Source organism: Cryobacterium sp. TMN-39-2, from assembly GCF_004402745.1.
Lineage (GTDB): Bacteria > Actinomycetota > Actinomycetes > Actinomycetales > Microbacteriaceae > Cryobacterium > Cryobacterium zongtaii.
In genome coordinates, this window is sequence record NZ_SOFX01000027.1 from 193,845 (window position 1) to 212,231 (window position 18,387).

At 66.6% G+C, this 18,387-nt stretch carries 17 protein-coding genes; 3 read left to right on the forward strand and 14 right to left on the reverse strand.

Translation table 11 applies throughout. The features are described 5' to 3' along the window. Positions 1 to 8: 8 nt before the first annotated feature. Positions 9 to 1,346 carry a replication-associated recombination protein A gene (locus E3O57_RS08960; protein ID WP_103479518.1) on the reverse strand — a complete coding sequence of 446 codons (1,338 nt, stop codon included), beginning with the start codon at positions 1,344 to 1,346 and terminating at the stop codon, positions 9 to 11. Between the two features lie 132 nt (positions 1,347 to 1,478). Here E3O57_RS08960 and E3O57_RS08965 point away from each other — a divergent pair, with 132 nt between their 5' ends. The 3 genes from E3O57_RS08965 to E3O57_RS08975 all read left to right on the forward strand — a co-directional run bounded on the left by E3O57_RS08965 (position 1,479) and on the right by E3O57_RS08975 (position 4,371). Beyond that, positions 1,479 to 2,285, forward strand: a complete 807-nt coding sequence (locus tag E3O57_RS08965; RefSeq protein WP_103459852.1) for a peptidylprolyl isomerase — start codon at positions 1,479 to 1,481, stop codon at positions 2,283 to 2,285. Positions 2,286 to 2,459: 174 nt separating this feature from the next. Continuing rightward, entirely contained in the window at positions 2,460 to 3,692 is a 1,233-nt protein-coding gene (locus E3O57_RS08970; protein ID WP_088456310.1) for a DUF349 domain-containing protein, read from the forward strand. A 109-nt stretch (positions 3,693 to 3,801) separates the two neighbouring features. Continuing rightward, the gene (locus E3O57_RS08975) at positions 3,802 to 4,371 is read left to right on the forward strand and encodes a hypothetical protein (protein WP_133159791.1); all 570 of its coding nucleotides are present in this window, start codon (positions 3,802 to 3,804) and stop codon (positions 4,369 to 4,371) included. On the opposite strand, the gene E3O57_RS08980 is transcribed toward E3O57_RS08975, so the two are convergent. From E3O57_RS08980 to thrS, 13 genes are all read right to left on the reverse strand, one after another. Continuing rightward, positions 4,358 to 6,610 (reverse strand): bifunctional (p)ppGpp synthetase/guanosine-3',5'-bis(diphosphate) 3'-pyrophosphohydrolase, encoded by a 2,253-nt coding sequence (locus E3O57_RS08980; RefSeq protein ID WP_088456312.1) that lies wholly within the window; start codon positions 6,608 to 6,610, stop codon positions 4,358 to 4,360. The two genes, E3O57_RS08975 and E3O57_RS08980, sit on opposite strands and share 14 nt — an antisense overlap. A 96-nt stretch (positions 6,611 to 6,706) precedes the next feature. Next, a complete protein-coding gene (gene secF, locus E3O57_RS08985; RefSeq protein WP_103479520.1) occupies positions 6,707 to 7,741 on the reverse strand; it encodes a protein translocase subunit SecF in 1,035 nt (344 codons plus the stop codon). After that, complete coding sequence (secD, locus tag E3O57_RS08990; protein WP_103479521.1) at positions 7,741 to 9,501, reverse strand: protein translocase subunit SecD; 1,761 nt, start codon at positions 9,499 to 9,501, stop codon at positions 7,741 to 7,743. Before secD ends, secF begins: the two co-directional genes overlap by 1 nt. 65 nt (positions 9,502 to 9,566) lie before the next feature. Beyond that, the gene (gene yajC / locus E3O57_RS08995; RefSeq protein WP_241980134.1) at positions 9,567 to 9,968 is read right to left on the reverse strand and encodes a preprotein translocase subunit YajC; all 402 of its coding nucleotides are present in this window, start codon (positions 9,966 to 9,968) and stop codon (positions 9,567 to 9,569) included. A gap of 123 nt (positions 9,969 to 10,091) precedes the next feature. Then, a complete protein-coding gene (gene ruvB, locus E3O57_RS09000) occupies positions 10,092 to 11,126 on the reverse strand; it encodes a Holliday junction branch migration DNA helicase RuvB (RefSeq protein WP_103431917.1) in 1,035 nt (344 codons plus the stop codon). Then, positions 11,123 to 11,776: a Holliday junction branch migration protein RuvA gene (ruvA, locus tag E3O57_RS09005; RefSeq protein WP_103479522.1), complete on the reverse strand. Its 654-nt coding sequence runs from the start codon at positions 11,774 to 11,776 to the stop codon at positions 11,123 to 11,125. Before ruvA ends, ruvB begins: the two co-directional genes overlap by 4 nt. Beyond that, entirely contained in the window at positions 11,773 to 12,426 is a 654-nt protein-coding gene (gene ruvC / locus E3O57_RS09010) for a crossover junction endodeoxyribonuclease RuvC (RefSeq protein WP_088456318.1), read from the reverse strand. Before ruvC ends, ruvA begins: the two co-directional genes overlap by 4 nt. A gap of 7 nt (positions 12,427 to 12,433) precedes the next feature. Beyond that, positions 12,434 to 13,195 carry a YebC/PmpR family DNA-binding transcriptional regulator gene (locus tag E3O57_RS09015; RefSeq protein WP_088456319.1) on the reverse strand — a complete coding sequence of 254 codons (762 nt, stop codon included), beginning with the start codon at positions 13,193 to 13,195 and terminating at the stop codon, positions 12,434 to 12,436. 139 nt (positions 13,196 to 13,334) lie between these two features. Further along, entirely contained in the window at positions 13,335 to 13,871 is a 537-nt protein-coding gene (locus E3O57_RS09020; protein ID WP_103479523.1) for a DUF1697 domain-containing protein, read from the reverse strand. 52 nt (positions 13,872 to 13,923) lie between these two features. Next, positions 13,924 to 14,517 carry a pyridoxal 5'-phosphate synthase glutaminase subunit PdxT gene (gene pdxT / locus E3O57_RS09025; RefSeq protein ID WP_088456321.1) on the reverse strand — a complete coding sequence of 198 codons (594 nt, stop codon included), beginning with the start codon at positions 14,515 to 14,517 and terminating at the stop codon, positions 13,924 to 13,926. Positions 14,518 to 14,527: 10 nt separating this feature from the next. After that, complete coding sequence (gene pdxS, locus E3O57_RS09030) at positions 14,528 to 15,448, reverse strand: pyridoxal 5'-phosphate synthase lyase subunit PdxS (protein ID WP_088456322.1); 921 nt, start codon at positions 15,446 to 15,448, stop codon at positions 14,528 to 14,530. Positions 15,449 to 15,569: 121 nt separating this feature from the next. Further along, positions 15,570 to 16,205 carry an HIT domain-containing protein gene (locus tag E3O57_RS09035; RefSeq protein ID WP_103479524.1) on the reverse strand — a complete coding sequence of 212 codons (636 nt, stop codon included), beginning with the start codon at positions 16,203 to 16,205 and terminating at the stop codon, positions 15,570 to 15,572. 2 nt (positions 16,206 to 16,207) lie between these two features. Beyond that, complete coding sequence (thrS, locus tag E3O57_RS09040; RefSeq protein WP_103479525.1) at positions 16,208 to 18,241, reverse strand: threonine--tRNA ligase; 2,034 nt, start codon at positions 18,239 to 18,241, stop codon at positions 16,208 to 16,210. Between the last annotated feature and the right edge of the window lie 146 nt (positions 18,242 to 18,387).

The window sequence follows — 18,387 nt, forward strand, 5'->3', positions numbered from 1 at the left end:
GCCCCGGTCTACTGGCCGCGGATGATCTTGCGGAGCTTGGCCAGGCGCGCGGAGACGTCACGTTCATTGCCGTGTTCGGTGGGTGTGTAGTACTGCTTCCGGCGCAGTTCGGTGGGCAGATAGTCCTGCGTGAGAACGCCGAGCACATCATCGTGCGGGTATTTGTAACCCTTGCCGTGGCCGAGGCGTTTGGCCCCCGGGTAGTGGGCGTCACGCAGGTGCTTGGGCACCCGGCCGGTGTTGCCGTTGCGCACGTCGGCGATGGCGGCGTCGAGGGCCATATAGGCGGAATTGGACTTCGGCGCGCAGGCCAGGTGCACCACGGCCTGGGCCAGGGGGATGCGGCCTTCCGGCATGCCGATGTATTGCACGGCGTCGGCGGCGGCTATCGCGATGACCAGAGACTGCGGGTCGGCCATGCCGATGTCTTCGGAGGCGAGCACGATGATCCGGCGGCAGATGAATCGGGGATCTTCCCCGGCCTCGATCATCCGGGCCAGGTAGTGCAGGGACGCGTCGACATCCGACCCGCGCACCGACTTGATGAAGGCGCTGATCACGTCGTAATGTTCGTCACCGTTGCGGTCGTAGCGCAGCAGCGCCCGGTCGACCGCGAGCGAGACGATCTCGGTCGTGATGACGGGCTTCTCACCGTCAGCGGTCTCCGTGGTCGCGGCCGACACCGAAGCGGCCTCGAGCGCCGTGAGCGCCCGGCGGGCGTCGCCGGACGCGAGCCGGATGATTGCCCCGCGGGCCTCAGGGTCGAGCACGAACCTGTCGGCCAGGCCCCGCGGGTCGGTGACGGCGCGGTCCACGACGGTACCGAGGTCGTCGTCGCTGAGGGTCTCCAGAGTGAGCAGCAGAGACCTGGACAGCAGCGGCGAGATCACCGAGAAGGACGGGTTCTCGGTCGTGGCGGCCACGAGGATGATGATGCCGTTCTCCACCCCCGGCAACAGGGCGTCCTGCTGCGCCTTGCTGAACCGGTGGATCTCGTCGAGGAACAGCACGGTGGACAGGCCGTAGAGGTCCCGGCTGGTGCGGGCCTCGTCCATCACCTGGCGCACGTCCCGCACGCCGGCGGAGACGGCGGAGAGCTCAACGAAGCGGCGTCCGGAACTGTGCGCGATGGTCTGGGCGAGGGTGGTCTTGCCGGTTCCCGGAGGGCCCCACAGGATGACGGAGACCGAACCCTGCTCCCCCGTCTTGTCGTTGGCCAGGCTGACCAGCGGCGACCCCGGGGTAAGCAGGTGACGCTGCCCGGCAACCTCGGCCAGGCTCTTGGGGCGCATGCGCACCGCAAGCGGCGTCGCGCCGGTACGGAGGCCTGGTTGGACGGAAGACATGCGTCCAGCGTAGTTTGTGCCGCCGACGCCAATTTTCGCCGCCGCCCCCGCATGCGTAGAGTTCACAGTGACCCGGGCCGTGTTGCCCGACAAGCCCGATTTCCCGCCTCAGGCGGCACCTGGAGGATTCCCGTGGCACCTAACACCAAGCAGGAACGCGAGGCCCGCGGCCGCGCTCGCGCCTACCAGGCACGCAAGGCCGTGAACGAGCACCAGGTCAAGCGGCGCGTGCGCGACAACATCGTGGCCGGCAGCGTACTCGTGGTCGCGCTCATCGTGCTGGTCGGCGCCCAGATGTTCTACTTCGGCGGCGGCCCCGGCACTCCTGAACCCAGTGCTTCGGCTTCCGCGACGCCCACGGCCGAGCCCTCAGATTCGGTGACTCCGACCCCCGGCGCGAACGCGGGCGACGTTCCCTCGAGCGATCTGGCCGAGGGTCGGACCTGGACCGGCACGCTCACCCTCAACGACATCGCACTCGGCGTCTCCCTCGACGGCGCCGCGGCGCCGCAAGCGGTCTCCTCGACCATCAGCCTCGCCGGATCCGGTTTCTACGATGACGTCACCTGCCACCGCCTGACCACGGGCGAAGGCTTTTCGGTATTGCAGTGCGGTGACCCCACCGGCGACGGAACCGGTGGACCCAATTACTACTACGGCCCGGTCGAGAATGCTCCGGCCGACAACGTCTATCCGGCCGGCACCATCGCCATGGCGAGGTCCAGCGATCCGTACAGCATGGGCAGCCAGTTCTTCATCGTCTACGGCGATACGGAGATTCCTGCTGGAGCGGACGGTTCCGGTTACTCGGTCATCGGCACCGTCACCTCCGGACTGGACCAGCTCGTCAGCCAGATCGCCGACGCCGGGGTCGAGGACGGCTCGGCGGACGGCGCTCCCGTGGTTCCGACCACCATCACCTCCTTCACCGTTCAGTAACCACGGTAGAAATCAGCTCGGAGAGACCAGTTCGGTCGTTTCCGCCGAACGACGGGCACGCTTGCAATAAGCTTGTGCGCGTATTGGCTTGTGCCAGTACTGGCTCGTTCAGGGATTCGCCCGCTGCAGTACTTCACTGCTCGGGGAATCAACCAGATCATTAAGGTGAGGCTCTTGACTACGACAGATCAGCAACCATGGGGTCGCGTAGACGAAACCGGCACGGTTTACGTGCGCGAAGCAGACGGCGAACGTGCCGTCGGCCAGTATCCCGACGCGACACCTGAAGAGGCACTCGCCTACTTCGAACGCAAGTACGTGGAGCTGAACGGACAGGTCACCCTGCTCGAACAGCGCGCGAAGGGAGGGGCGCCGGCCGCGGATATCGCCAAGTCGGTCGCGAACCTGTCGAAGTCGGTTGCAACGGCAAACGCCGTCGGCAACCTCGCCGCCCTCGCCGAGCGCCTCGGCGCTTTGGGTGGCACGGTCACCGAGCTCACCGAGCAGCAGGGTGTCGAGGCCAAGGCCGCCAGCGCTGCGGCCCTCGCGGAGCGGGCTGCCATCGTTGAAGAGGCCGAACGCCTCGCCGCCGAAGACCCGGCCAAGACGCAGTGGAAGCAGACCAGCGCTGCACTCGACGCGCTGTTCGCCAAGTGGCAGGCCCACCAGCACGACGCACCGCGCATCCCCAAGGGCGAGGCGAACGAGCTCTGGAAGCGGTTCCGTGCGGCTCGCACCACTATCGAGCAGAACCGCAAGGCGTTCTTCGCCGAACTCGACAGCGCTCACAAGGATGTACGGAACCGCAAGCAGCAGCTCATCGAGAAGGCCGAGGCGCTGGCACCCCAGGGTGCCGACGGCATCCCCGCCTACCGCAACCTGCTCGAGGACTGGAAGGCCGCCGGCCGCTCCGGCAAGAAGCAGGACGACGCCATGTGGGCCAAGTTCAAGGCCGCCGGCGACGTGCTCTACTCGGTGAAGAGCGAGATCGACGCGCAAGACAACGAAGAGTTCTCCGCCAACCTGGTCGTCAAGCTCGACCTGCTCACCGAGGCCGAGACCCTGCTCACCGAGACCGACCGGGTCAAGGCCCGCGAGCTGCTCAGCTCGGTGCAGCGCCGCTGGGACGCCGCAGGCAAGGTCCCCCGCGACCAGGTCAAGCCCGTCGAGGAGCGCATGCGCAAGGTGGAAGCGGCCGTGCGGAAGCTCGACGACGACCACTGGAAGCGCAACAACCCCGAGACCAAGGCCCGCGCCGAAGGCCTCGCCGGTCAGCTGCACGACGCGATCGCCAAGCTCGAGGCCGAGCTGGCCGCCGCGCAGGAGACCAAGGACGCCCGCAAGATCAAGGACGCGACCGAGGCGCTCGAGACCCGTAAGGCCTGGCTGAAGGCCATCGGCCAGTAACGACTCGCTGCACGGGAGTAACTACCCACACCCGAAACGGGATCGGGAATCTGTCCACAGATTCCCGGTCCCGTTTCGGCGTCTGCCGGCGACTCCGCAGGCTGGAAGCATGACTCCCTTGCTTCCTGCCGCGCTCACCACGGCCGACCTTCCGCTCGCCGAACTGAACTGTGCCCGCCTCGACGGTGAGCTGTTCCCGCTCGCCGGGGCGTGGTGTCCGGTCGACGCCCACGACGGCCCGGAGACCCGGGGCGAGGCGCTCACCTCGGTCGCGCCGAGCCGGGCCGCCGCCGAGCGGATGAGCGCCGCCTGGATCTATGGCCTGGCCGCCGAACCTGACCCCCATCAGTTCTGCATCGACATGACCGCGCGTGCCCGCAAGCCCGTCGAGACGAGGACCCAGCTCCGCGAGGTGCGCCTCGGCCGCGACGAGACGAGGGTGCTGGGTCGACAACTCGTCACCACTCCCCTGCGGACGGCCATCGACCTTGCCCGCTGGGGCCGCTCACCCGGGTGCCGCGCAGACACGGCGCTGCTGGCGGCGCTGCTGGCCTATGACGGACCAGTCGATCCGCACGCCGACGAACAGGCGCTCGCCGGTCGACGGGGAGTCTCGTTCAGCCGCAGGGCGGCCGCCCAGCTACGGGAAGCGCGCCGGCTGAACCTCAGCCGTCGCTGACCCTGTAGACGTCGTACACGGCGTCGATGCGGCGCACCGCGTTCAGCACCCTGTCGAGGTGGGTAGTGTCGCCCATCTCGAACACGAACCGGCTGATCGCCAGCCGGTCACTGGAGGTGTGCACCGTCGCTGAGAGGATGTTGACGTGGTGTTCCGACAACACTCTGGTGACATCCGAGAGCAAGCCGGAGCGGTCGAGGGCCTCGATCTGGATTTGCACGAGGAACAGGCTCTTCGAGGTCGGCGCCCAGTCGACGTCGATCATCCGCTCGGGTTCCTTGAGCAGTTCCTGCACGTTGTGGCAGTCGAATTGGTGCACAGACACACCGGAACCGCGGGTGATGAAACCCACGATCTTGTCGCCGGGAACCGGGGTGCAGCAGCGTGCCAGCTTGACGAGGATGTCGGGGGCGCCGCGCACCAGGATCCCGGAGTCGTTGTTGCGCAGCGTCTGGGTACGGCCGTTGGGGGTGAACGGCAGGTCCGTCGCGTCGCTCTCCTCCACGCTCTGCAGCGTGGCGACGACCTTCTCCAGCACGGACTGCGTCGACACGTGCCCTTCACCGACGGCGGCGTAGAGCGCCGAGACGTCTTCGTAGCGCATCACGGCGGCGACCTCGGCGAAGGAGTCCTGGTTCATCAGCTTCTGCAGCGGCAGGTTCTGCTTGCGCATGGCCCTGGCGATGGCGTCGCGGCCCTGTTCGATGGCCTCGTCGCGGCGTTCCTTGGTAAACCACTGGCGAATCTTGTTGCGCGCCCTGGGGCTCTTGACGAAGTTCAGCCAGTCCTGGCTCGGACCCGAGTCCGGGTTCTTGGAGGTGAAGACCTCCACGACGTCGCCGGTGCTGAGCGAGCTCTCCAGAGGTACGAGCCGTCCGTTGACCTTGGCGCCCATGGTGCGGTGGCCCACCTCGGTGTGCACGGCGTAAGCGAAGTCCACTGGCGTCGCGTCGGCGGGCAGGCCGATCACGCGGCCCTTGGGCGTGAAGACGTAGACCTCCTTGGCGCCGATCTCGTAGCGCAGGGAGTCGAGGAACTCGTTGGGGTCGGCCGTTTCGGCCTGCCAATCGGAAATATGTGCCAGCCAGGCCATATCGGTGTCGCTCTGCGGGCCGGGGCCGGAGCTCTTGCCGTTGACCTGTTCCTTGTACTTCCAGTGCGAGGCGACGCCGTACTCGGCACGCTCGTGCATCTCCTGGGTACGGATCTGGATCTCGACCGGGCGGCCACTCGGGCCGAGCACGGTGGTGTGCAGCGACTGGTACAGGTTGAATTTGGGGGTGGCGATGTAGTCCTTGAAGCGACCGGGCAGCGGAGTCCACCGCGCGTGGATGGCGCCGAGGACCGCGTAACAGTCCCGCACCGAGTTCACCAGGACCCGGATGCCGACGAGGTCGTAGATCTCGTCGAACTCGCGGCCGCGCACGACCATTTTCTGGTAGATCGAGTAGTACTGCTTGGGCCGTCCGGCCACCTTGCCGCGGATGCGCGCGGCCTTGAGATCGTCGTTGATCGCGTCGATGACGTACTGCACGAATTCTTCGCGCTGCGGGGTGCGCTGCTTGACGAGGCTCTCGATCTCGGCGTACAGCTTCGGGTAGAGCACCCCGAAAGAGAGATCCTCGAGTTCCCACTTGATGGTCTGGATTCCCAGGCGGTGGGCCAGCGGGGCGTAGATCTCGAGGGTCTCGGTGGCCTTGCGGGTCGCGGACTCAGCCGGCACGAAGCCCCAGGTGCGGGCGTTGTGCAGACGGTCGGCCAGTTTGATGATCAGCACCCGGATGTCTTTGGACATCGCGACGATCATCTTGCGGACAGTCTCGGCCTGAGTGCTGTCGCCGTACTTCACCTTGTCGAGCTTGGTGACGCCGTCCACAAGCATGGTGATCTCGTCGCCGAAGTCGGCGCGCAACTGGTCGAGGGTGTAGTCGGTGTCCTCGACAGTGTCGTGCAACAGGGCAGCTGCCACGGTCTTGGGACCGATCCCGAGGTCGGCCAGGATCTGGGCGACCGCGACGGGATGGGTGATGTACGGCTCGCCGCTGCGACGTTTCTGGCCCTCGTGGGCCCGCTCAGCGGCCGCGTACGCCCGTTCGATGATCGACAGATCCACCTTGGGATGGTGCGTGCGCACCGTCTTCAGCAGCGTGTCGACGGCACCGACAGGCTGCGCCCTGGAGAAGATACGCGGCACCAGACGACGCAGTGACGCGGCGGATGGCGTGGTGGTTTCTGTCATCTCGTTACCTCACTCCCTGGGGCCAATTATCCCTGTACTAACGGATAAACGGTAAACCGAGGGACGCTGTCGGGTATTCCCGGCGGGAGAACCGGCTCACGCGGGAAGGTCCGCGCGGGCCGCATCCGTGCCGGCGACCGACGAGGTACCGGTGGCCTTGGCCCGCAGGGCCAGGGCCTTCTTGTCGCGCTTGCGGATCTCCGGCTCGTTCTCGCGCAGCTGGGCGTAGAGCGGGGCGGCGATGAAGATCGTGGAGTATGTACCCACGATCATTCCGATCAGCAGGGCCAGGGAGATGTCCTGCAGGGTTCCCGCACCCAGCACGAACGCACCGATGACGAGGATCGAGGCGACCGGGAGGACTGCGACGATCGAGGTGTTGATCGAGCGCACCAGGGTCTGGTTGACCGCGAGGTTGACCGAGTCGGCGAACGTGCGCCGGGATTCTGGCCCGTCTTCGGTCGTGTTCTCGCGGATCTTGTCGAACACCACCACGGTGTCGTACAGCGAGTAGCCCAGGATCGTGAGGAAGCCGATCACGGCCGCCGGAGTGATCTCGAAGCCGGTGATGCCGTAGAAACCCGCGGTGATGACGAGGTCGTGCAACAGGGCGACCATGGCGGCGGCGGCCATTTTCCAGGTGCGGAAGTACAGGGCCATCACCGCGCCGGCGAGCACCAGGAAGGTGAGCAGTGCGCGGATGGCGGAGCCGGTGATGTCCTGGCCCCAGGACGGGCCGATGAACGAGGACGTGACCTGCGCCGCGTCGACGCTGTATGCGGTGGCGAGAGCGGCGCGTACTTCCCGGCTCTCGGTGTCGCTGAGCTGGTCGGTCTGCACGCGGATACTGTCACTGCCGACGACGGACACCTTGGGCACGGCTTCGGGCACCACCTCGGTGACCGCGGTGGATGCCGCATCCTGGTCCTCGGTGGAGATCTCGGAGAGGACGAACTCGGAGCCGCCGGTGAACTCGATGCCGAACGTGAACCCACCGCGGAGGACCGGACCGAGGATCGCGATCAGGATCATGACCGCGGCGACCGAGTACCAGACCTTACGACGTCCGACGATGTTGTAGGAGAGCTTGCCGGTGTGCAGATCGTTGCCGAACTGGTTGAAGCTGGCCATTAGGAATCCTTCCCATCGGTCGACTTACTGGAGCCGGAACCGACGAGCTCAGCCGCCTTGCGTTCGGCGATGGTCTGGCGCTTTGCGGCCTCCTTGCTGGAGGACGGCGACTTGCGTGACGCCACCTCCACGGAGGGCTGGAACCGGGCGCGTCCGCGGTAGACGGCGCCGAGTGCCCGCGGGTCGAGTCCACTGAGCTTGTGCCCGTCTCCGAAGAACTTGGTGCGGGCGAGCAGCTGCAGCATCGGATGGGTGAACATCGCCACGACCAGGAGGTCGACCAGGGTGGTCAGTCCCAGGGTCAGGGCGAAACCGCGCACGTTACCGACGGCCAGGATGAACAGAACCGCCGCGGCGAGGAAGTTGACGGTGTCGGAGGCGATGATGGTGCGGATCGCGCGGCGCCAGCCGGATTCCACCGCGGACACCAGTCCCCTGCCGTCGCGGAGCTCGTCGCGCACCCGCTCGAAGTAGACGATGAACGAGTCAGCGGTGATACCGATGGCCACGATGAGACCGGCCACACCGGCCAGGGAGAGGCGGTACCCCTCACGCCAGGACAACAGAGTGATCAGCAGGTAGGTGATCACGCCAGCCACGATGAGCGACGCGACAGTGACCAGCCCGAGGAGGCGGTACTGGATGAGGGAGTAGAGCACGACCAGGATCAGGCCGATCAGTCCCGCGATGAGGCCGCTCTGCAGCTGGGTCGAACCGAGGGTTGCCGAGATGGTGTCCTGGCTCTGCACGGTGAAGCTGATCGGCAGGGCGCCGAACTTGAGCTGGTCGGCGAGGGCCTTGGAGGTGTCCTGGTCGAACGAGCCGGTGATCTGGGGCTTGCCGTCGGTGATCACGGCCAGCGTGCGCGGAGCGGAGATGACCCTGCCGTCCAGCACGATGGCGAACTGGTTCTGCGCGCCCTGGAGGCCGCTCAGGCGCGTCGTCACGTCGGCGAACGACTCGGTGCCGATGCGGTCGAAGACGATGTTGACGGCCCATTCGCCGGTGGTTGCACCGCTCTGCGTGGTGACCTGCCCGTTGGTGGCGTCGGAGATGTTCTCGCCGCTCACCTCGACCGGCCCGAGGATGTACTTGATCGAACCATCGCTCTCGCAGGTGATCAGCGGCTGATCGGCCGGTGCCACAACGCTGGTGTCGATGTCGCTGCACTGGAAGGAATCGAACTGCGCCTGCAGGTCGGGGGTGATGTTGTTCAGGTCGCTCGCGTCGGTGGGCGCGACGGCCGGGGTCTCAGCGGCCGGAGTCTCGGCGGCCGGGGACTCTGCGGCCGGGTCTGCCGCGGCATCCGTCGCCGGGTCGGTGGCCTCGTCGGTTGAACCGTCTGCGCCGACACTGTCTTCAGTGGGCGCTGAAGCGACCAGGACCGGTCGGAACTCGAGCTTTGCCGAGGACTGGATGCGGTTCAGGGTGGCGTCGTCAGGCGTTCCGGGAATGGAGACGACGATGTTCTGTCCACCCTGGGTGTTGATCTCCGACTCGGAGACTCCGGCGGAGTCGATCCGCTGCCGGATGATCGACACCGCCTGGTTGAGCTGTTCAGACGAAACCGTCTGGCCGGACTCGAGCTTGGGGGCCAGGATGATCTGGGTGCCACCCTCGAGGTCGAGCGCCAGCTTCGGCGTCCACGAACCGCCGCCGGTGAGAACGCCGGCTCCGTTCAGAGCGATGAGACCGACGATGATCACGCCAAGCCAGGTCAGGGAGCGCCAGGCCTTCTTGGTCGGAGACGACTTAGCCACCTATTGAACTCAGCTTTCTATTGCTCGTGCTGCGCGACCGAAGCCGCGCAGCCGGAGTGGGTGTGTTACGCGTCGCCCTTTTTGGGTTCGGTGTCGGTGTCGGGCGCGACCTCGTCGGTCGTCGGCTTGAATTCGGCACGCTGGCCGTACTCGGGCTCGCCGACAACGGCCGGCGTGCCGGCGTCGGTGTCAACGGTCTGGTCGAGGACGACGTCATCGCCGGCGACTGTGGGCTCGACGACGCGGGCGATCGTCTGGCGGTGGATCTGCACAATGGTGCCGGGTGCGATCTCGAGGGCGACCTTGTTCTCTTCCTCATCGATCGACACAATGGTGCCGTAGAGGCCGAAGTTGGTCATCACGTCTGCTCCGGCGACCATCTTCGACTGCAGGGCCAAGGTGTCCTTCTGGCGCTTGCGGCCATTGCGAAACATGAAGAACACAAGCAACGCCAAGACGGCGAGCATGACTAGAGTCAACGGATCCATAGAACTGTGAAACCTTCCCGTGCGAGCGTGGTGTCGCGACGAAGTTTTTTGTGGGAGTGGCTGGGGGAAGCCGGCAGAAGGTGCGTGCCTGACCAGCTTGAATTATAGAACATCCAAGGTGAGCGCAGCCTGAGGATTGCTCAAGCCGAAATGCCGCCACGCTGCGGCAGTAGCAACCCGCCCGCGCGGGGTACGCGTGAGGAAGCCTATCCGCACCAGGAAGGGCTCGACGACCGATTCGATGGTTTCGGGCTCCTCCCCCACCGAGACGGCCAGTGTATTCAGCCCAACCGGTCCACCCCCAAAACGGGTGAGGACGATGTTCATGACCTCGCGGTCGAGCCGGTCCAGTCCGATTTCGTCGACGTCGTAGAGCTCCAGCGCCGCATGCACGGCCGCCAGGTCGGCGTCTCCGCCGTGCACGAGCGCGTAGTCGCGCACCCGGCGCAACAGCCGGTTGGCGATTCGCGGAGTCCCCCGGCACCGGCCGGCGATCTCGGCGATGGCCTCCCGGTCGATGACCAGTCCGAGGAGGCGTGCGGCGCGCACCAGCACCAGTTCGAGTTCGGCGTCGGCGTAGAACTCCAGGTGGGCCGTGAAGCCGAACCTGTCGCGCAGTGGGTTCGGGAGCATGCCGGAACGTGTGGTGGCCCCGACCAGGGTGAACGGCGCCAGGTCCAACGGTACCGACGTGGCTCCGGCCCCCTTGCCGACCATGATGTCGATGCGGAAGTCCTCCATCGCCAGGTAGAGCATCTCTTCGGCGGAGCGGGCCATCCGATGGATCTCGTCGATGAAGAGCACCTCGCCGGGCACGAGGGAGGAGAGCACGGCAGCCAGGTCGCCGGCGTGCTGAATCGCGGGGCCGCTAGACATGCGCAGCGGCCGATTGCCCTCGTAGGCGATGATCATGGCCAGGGTCGTCTTGCCGAGGCCCGGAGGGCCGGCCAGCAAGATGTGGTCAGGGGTGCGCTGCTGCATCGATGCCGCGGTCAGCAGCAGCTGCAACTGACCGCGCACCTTCTGCTGGCCGACGAACTCGGTGAGGCTCTTGGGGCGCAGGGCGCCCTCGAAGGCCAGCTCCGCGTCGCCCTCGAGTGCCGGGTTGGTCAGGTCGACGCCGGGATCCTGGGTCATGAGTTGCGACCAGCGGCATTGGCGGCACCCGAATGCTGGGCAGGACCGAGCCGGGCCAAGGCCAGGCGGAGCACGGCCCCGACCCCGGCTTCCTCGGCGTCGAACTCGGCTGTGCTGCCGGCGAGGATCTCCTCAACGGCCTGGACGGCGACCCGCTCCGACCAGCCGAGGCCGATCAGCGCGGCTTGCACGCTGGCGCCGACGGTGGCCGTGGCGACGCCGACGCGTCCGGGGGCAACGGCGGCGCTGGTGACGGCGACCTTGCCGACCAGTGACAGCACTATGAGCTTGGCGGTCTTCGGTCCGATTCCGCTGACCTTGCGGAACACGGCATCATCCTCGGCGTTGACGGCGAGGGCGATTTGGTTGGGGGTGAGCACGGCAAGCACGCCGAGCGCGGACTTGGGACCGACGCCGGTGACGCCGACGAGAAGCTCGAACACTGCGAGTTCTTCGGCGCTAGGGAAGCCGTAGAGGGTGAGGGAGTCTTCACGAACGATCAGGGTGGTGGCCAGGCGGGTTTCGGTGCCGACCCTCGCGGCCAGGGCTGTGGACGGGGTGACCTGCACGGCGAGTCCGACTCCGCCGACCTCGATCACGACGGTTGAGCCCAGGGCTGAAAGGACTGGGCCACGCACTGAAGAGATCACCTAGCCAGCCTACGGTGCGCCGCAGACACTGCCGCCGCCGACCCCGGCGCGTTGCCGCGCTCGGCGTCGCGCCAGGCCTTCTGCGCCGGAGTGAGCGAGCCGGGACTCAGCGCGGGCGTGGACCGGTTGCCCGCCGCGACCGTACCGCTGGTGGGGAGTACGCCGCCGGCGGCGCCGGTTCGCCACGCGTGGCAGATGGCCAGCGCGAGGGCGTCGGCGGCATCCGCCGGTTTCGGGATTTCGGCCAGTCCCAGCACCCGGGCGACCATTGTGCCGACCTGCTTTTTGTCCGCGGAGCCGTACCCGGTGATGGCGGCCTTGACCTCGCTCGGGGTGTGCAGGGTCACCGTCAGTCCGCGCTTGGCGGCGAGCATGAGGGCCACCCCACTGATCTGGGCGGTGCCCATGACCGTGCTCACGTTCTGCTGCGCGAAGACCCGTTCAATGGCCACGAAGTGCGGTTGGTGCCGGTCGAGGAGCTCTTCGAGGCCCTCACTGATCAGGAGCAGGCGGCGTTCGAGGGGCAGGTCGGGAGAGCTGCGCAGCACCTGCACGTCGACAAGGGTCGCCGAACGGTTCGCTGCGACGTCGACGATCCCGACGCCGCAGCGGGTCAGGCCCGGGTCGATGCCCAGCACCCTGACCGTCATCGGTGGGCTATTCGCTGTCTGCTTCGAGCTCGGCCTGGACCTCGGCCGAGACGTCGTAGTTGCTGTAGATATTCTGCACGTCGTCGAGTTCCTCGAGAGCGTCGATGAGCCTGAACACCTTGCGGGCGGTCTCGGCGTCGACCTCGATCTTGAGCTGCGGGACGAAGGCGATGTCGGCGGAGTCGTAGTCGATTCCAGCCGCCTGCAGGGCAGTACGGGTGGCGACCAGATCGTGCGCCTCGCTGAAGACCTCGAACTTCTCGCCGTCGTCGACGACCTCTTCGGCGCCGGCGTCGAGCACCGCAGCGAGAACGTCGTCTTCGGTTGCGTCTCCCTTGGGCACCACGACGATGCCCTTGCGGTGGAAGTTGTAGGCGACACTGCCCGGGTCGGCCATGTTGCCGCCGTTGCGGCTGACCGTGGTGCGCACCTCGGCCGCGGCTCGGTTCTTGTTGTCGGTGAGGCACTCGATCATGATGGCGACACCGTTGGCGGCGTAGCCCTCATACATGATCGTGGTGTAGTCGACGGCTTCACCGGACAGCCCGGCGCCGCGCTTGACGGCGCGGTCGATGTTGTCGTTGGGGACCGAGGTCTTCTTCGCCTTCTGGATGGCGTCGACGAGCGTCGGGTTGCCAGACAGGTCCGCTCCGCCCATACGGGCAGCGACCTCGATGTTCTTGATCAGCTTGGCGAAAGCCTTCGCCCGACGCGAGTCGGTGACGGCCTTCTGGTGCTTGGTGGTCGCCCACTTGGAATGCCCGGACATGAATCTCCCGATTTTCGTTGCGTTGTCGTTGCGCTAACTCGTGCGACGCGCTTGGGGCGTCGTCTGCTGGCACCGCGACCGTTCCGACCGCTCAGTGCGTTCTCAGTCTAGCCCGGGCACCCTCTGACTGCCCTTCGGCTCACCGGGTGGTGGGCACGCCGAGTATCTTGTGCAGGGTGCGCAGGTTGCGGTTCGTGGTGGTGGATTTGTACCGGGGTTTGGCAGCCAGGAGGCTGAAGGGGCTCTTGATTCCCACAGCCCGACGCACCTGCCAGTACAGGAGTCCGTCGCCGGGTAGAACGCTCTCGTCGGCAGGATCGAGCTGGGGCGCGCTGACCAGGAGCTCGTCGAGCCTGGCCGGGTCTGAGCCGAAGAGGATGTACGAGTGCCAGCCGTCCCGGTCGTCGAACGGGTAGCCGTCGACGGCTGCGACGAGGTCGTCTCTGCTGAGCAGCACCACGAACGCCGTGTATCCGAATCGCTCTGACAGGGCTCGTTCCATGCCCGTCTTGACGGCGGCGGCATCAGGCTCGTCGCTCGAGAAGAGCACATTGCCGCTGGCCAGGATGGTCGTGACGCCGCTGTGGCCGAGCCTGCTGACGGCTTCGGCCAGGTCGGCCATCTTGATGGTGATGCCGCCGACGTTGATGCCGCGCAGCAGGGCGACGTATCTCATGCGCTGGCCTGGGTCATGCCCCCATTGTGCCGGACTGTGTGGTGCAGCCGGGCTAGGCGCCGAAACCGGCCGTCTGCACCTTCTGCAGGAAGTACTCGTGGAAGCGGTACTCCCCCGTGATCTCCGGGTGGAAGGACGTGCCGAGCAGGTTGCCTTGCTCGACGGCCACGCATCGACCGTCGGCGATCGTCGCCAACGCCGTGGCGCGCGATCCGACCGTCTCGACCACCGGGGCGCGGATGAAGACGGCGTGCACTGGGGTCTCGCCGAGGGCCGGTACGTCCAGGTCGGTCTCGAACGAGGCGGTCTGCGAGCCGAACGCGTTGCGGCGCACGCTGATGTCCAGGCCGCCGATGCTCTGCTGGCCCGAGATGCCGTCCAACACGTTGTCGGCCAGCATGATCAGTCCCGCGCAGGTGCCGTAGACCGGCATCCCGCCCTGGACGGCCGCTCGCAGGGGGTCGGCGAGGCCGAACATGCGAGTCAGCTTGTCCATCACGCTGGACTCGCCGCCCGGGATCACCAGGCCGGTGACGCTGGCCAGTTCCTCCGGGCGGCGCACGAGAGTGACCTCGCTGCCGAGCGAGCGCAGGACGTCGGCATGCTCGCGAAAGTCGCCCTGAAGGGCGAGTACTCCAACGCTCATGAAGCGAGTGTTACCAGCCGCGCTCGGAGAGGCGGTGCGGTGCGGCAAGGTCGGACACGTTGATGCCGACCATGGCTTCGCCGAGGCCCCGCGAGACATCCGCGATAATCTTGGCGTCGTCGTAGAAGGCGACGGCCTTGACGATGGCGTTGGCGCGTTCCTGCGGGTTGCCGGACTTGAAGATGCCCGAACCCACGAAGACGCCGTCGGCGCCGAGCTGCATCATCATGGCCGCGTCGGCCGGGGTGGCCACGCCGCCGGCGGTGAACAGCACGACGGGCAGCTTGCCGGTCGCGGCGATCTCGGCGACGAGTTCGTACGGGGCCTGCAGGTCCTTGGCGGCCACGTACAGCTCGTCCTTGGTGAGCGAGGACAGCCGGGCGATCTCGCCCTTGATGGTGCGGATGTGCTTGGTGGCCTCAGAGACGTCGCCGGTGCCGGCCTCGCCCTTGGAGCGGATCATCGCGGCGCCCTCGGTGATGCGACGCAGCGCCTCGCCCAGGTTGGTGGCACCGCAGACGAACGGAATCGTGAAGTTCCACTTGTCGATGTGGTTGACGTAGTCGGCGGGGCTCAGCACCTCTGACTCGTCGATGTAGTCGACCTCGAGGGCCTGCAGCACCTGGGCCTCGACGAAGTGGCCGATGCGGGCCTTCGCCATGACCGGGATGGAGACCTCGGCGCGGATGCTGTCGATCAGGTCGGGGTCGCTCATGCGCGCGACACCACCCTGGGAGCGGATGTCGGCCGGGACGCGCTCGAGCGCCATGACGGCGACGGCGCCGGCGTCTTCGGCGATGCGGGCCTGCTCGGCGTTGACGACGTCCATGATGACGCCGCCCTTCAGCATCTCAGCGAGTCCGCGCTTGACGCGGCTCGAGCCGAACTGTGCGGCGCTGTCGACCTGCTCGGGGGAAGTGGTGTCAGTCATAGCTACGATTCTATTCCTTGCGTCTGGTGCCGCTGGTCGGGGCGAGGGGCACGGGTGATGAGAACTGGGTCAAGAGACGGGTGTTACTGCAAGCCGTGCCAGCGAGGTGGGAAAGCGAGGGTCAGACGGCGGAAACCGGCCAACCCTCCGCGACCTCGCGGCGCACCTCGCCGAGCAGCTTCGGGATTGCCTTGGTGCCGGCGATGATCGGGAAGAAGTTCGAGTCGAGCGCCCACCGCGGCACGATGTGCTGGTGCAGGTGCTCGGCGATCCCGGCGCCCGCGATGCGGCCCTGGTTCATTCCGAGGTTGAACCCGTCGCAGCCCGAGGTGGCCTTGAGCACCCGCATTGCCACCTGGGTCAGGCTACCGATCTCGGCGACTTCCTCCGGGGTGGCTTCGTCATACGTCGCAACATGCCGGTAGGGGCAGACCAGCAGGTGGCCGCTGTTGTACGGGAACAGGTTCAGCAGCACGTAGGCGTACTTCCCGCGAGCCACGATGAGAGCCTTCTCGTCGTCCATCGACGGTGCGATGCAGAACGGGCAGTCGTCGGGGTGCGGCTGCTGACCGTCTTGGATGTAGACCATCCGGTGGGGCGTCCACAGTCGCTGGAAGGCGTCCGGAACGGCGGCGAAGTCGCCCGAATTCTCCACCTGGACGCCCTCGACGAAGTCCTGCGGGCTGCCGGACAGGCGGTCCCAGGGCGTGTCTCGCGGCGCGTCCTTCTCGGGACCCGCCGGAGTGGCTTCGGTCATCGTCAGGCCTGGTCCGCGCCGGCCGCAACGACCAGGGCGACGGGTGCGCCTTCCTGGGCGAAGTCGGCGGCGCCGTTGACCTGCGCGCGGGTGGTGATGGACGCGATGATCCGGCGGATGGCGTCGTCGACGGGAACCCCGTTTTCCTGGGTGCCGTCACGGAACCGGAAGCTGACCGCGCCGTTCGCGCGGTCATCCTCACCGACGATGAGCTGGAACGGGATCCTCTGCAGCGTGGCGTTGCGGATCTTCTTCTGCATCCGGTCGCTGGACGAGTCGAGTTCGACCCGGACGCCCGCCGTCTTGAGCTTGGCCAGGACTTCCCAGAGGAAGTCCTCGTACTGCTCGGACACTGGGATGCCGATGACCTGCACCGGCGAGAGCCAAACCGGGAACGCACCGGCGTAGTGCTCGAGCAGGATGGCGAAGAACCGCTCGATCGACCCGAGCAGGGCGCGGTGGATCATGACCGGCTGCTGGCGAGTGCCGTCGGGCGCCGTGTACTCCAGGTCGAACAGTTCCGGCTGGTTGAAGTCGAGTTGCACCGTCGACAGCTGCCAGGTGCGGCCGATGGCGTCCCGTGCCTGCACCGAGATCTTCGGACCATAAAAGGCCGCTCCACCCGGATCCGCCACGAGTTCGAGTCCCGAATCCTCGCCGACCCGGCGGAGGGTGTCGGTCGCGGCCTCCCACTGCTCGTCAGTACCGACGGACTTCTTGGGATCGCGGGTCGACAGTTCCAGGTAGAAATCGGTGAGGCCGTAACCACGGAGGGTCTCGAAGACGAACTCGAGCTGGCTGGTGACCTCGGCTTTGACCTGGTCCTGGGTGACGTAGATGTGCGCATCGTCCTGGGTGAGGCCTCGCACGCGAGTGAGGCCCTGCAGCGTGCCGCTCTTCTCATAGCGGTAGACGGTGCCGAACTCCGCCAGACGCAACGGAAGCTCGCGGTAGCTGCGTCCGCGGGCCTTGAAGATGAGGTTATGCATTGGGCAGTTCATGGGCTTCAGGTAGTAGTCCTGGCCCTGGCGGGTGACGTGGCCCTCGGCGTCGACCTCTTCGTCAAGGTGCATGGGCGGGAACATGCCCTCGCGGTACCAGTTGAGGTGCTGGCTGGTCTCGAACAGGTGACCCTTGGTGATGTGGGGGGTGTTGACCAGGTCGTAGCCGTTCGCGAGCAGGCGCTCTCGCATGAAGTTCTCAATCTCCGAACGGATGATGCCGCCCTTGGGGTGGAAGACAGCCAGGCCGGAGCCGATCTCTTCGGGGAAGGAGAACAGGTCCAGTTCCTGACCGAGCTTGCGATGGTCGCGCTTGGCGGCCTCTTCCAGGCGGGCCTTGTAGGCGCGCAGTTCGTCCTTGGTGGGCCAGGCGGTGCCGTAGATGCGCTGCAGCTGCGGGTTCTTCTCCGAACCGCGCCAGTACGCTGCGGCCAGGCGGGTGAGCGAGTAGCCGTTGCCGATCATGCGGGTGTTGGGCAGGTGCGGACCGCGGCAGAGGTCCTTCCACACGGTCTCACCGGTCTTGGGGTCGACGTTGTCGTAGATGGTCAGTTCCGCGCCGCCGACCTCGACGGACTCGTTGTCGCCATCGGGGGTCGGGTCGTCTCCCGCCCCGCCCTTCAGGCCGATGAGTTCCAGCTTGTACGGCTCTGCCGCAAGTTCGGCGCGGGCCTCGTCATCGGTCACGACGCGGCGCACGAAGCGCTGGCCCTGACGGATGATGCGGTCCATGGCCTTCTCGAGCGACTTGATGTCTTCGGGGGTGAACGGTTCGGCCACGTCGAAGTCGTAGTAGAAGCCGTCGGTGACGAATGGGCCGATGCCCAAGCGCGCCGCGGGGTTCACGGTCTGCACGGCCTGAGCGAGCACGTGAGCAGCCGAGTGGCGCAGGATGTTGAGGCCGTCGGGTGAGTCGATTGTCACCGGGGTGACGTCATCCGTTTCGGTCACCGCAGTGGCGAGGTCCCTGAGCTCGCCGTTGACGCGCATGGCGACAACGGATCGGTCGGTGAATAGCTCAAAACCGTCAACCACGTGTATTACTCCCTTGAGTTGCGAACCCTTCAACTTTAGCGGGCGCCGGTGGGCTCAGTGACGGGCCGCGGGCACAGAAAAGCGCTGCCGGCGATGCCCGTGTGGACTCTGCCGACAGCGCTTGGCTGTACTGTCTCTTGTGCTAT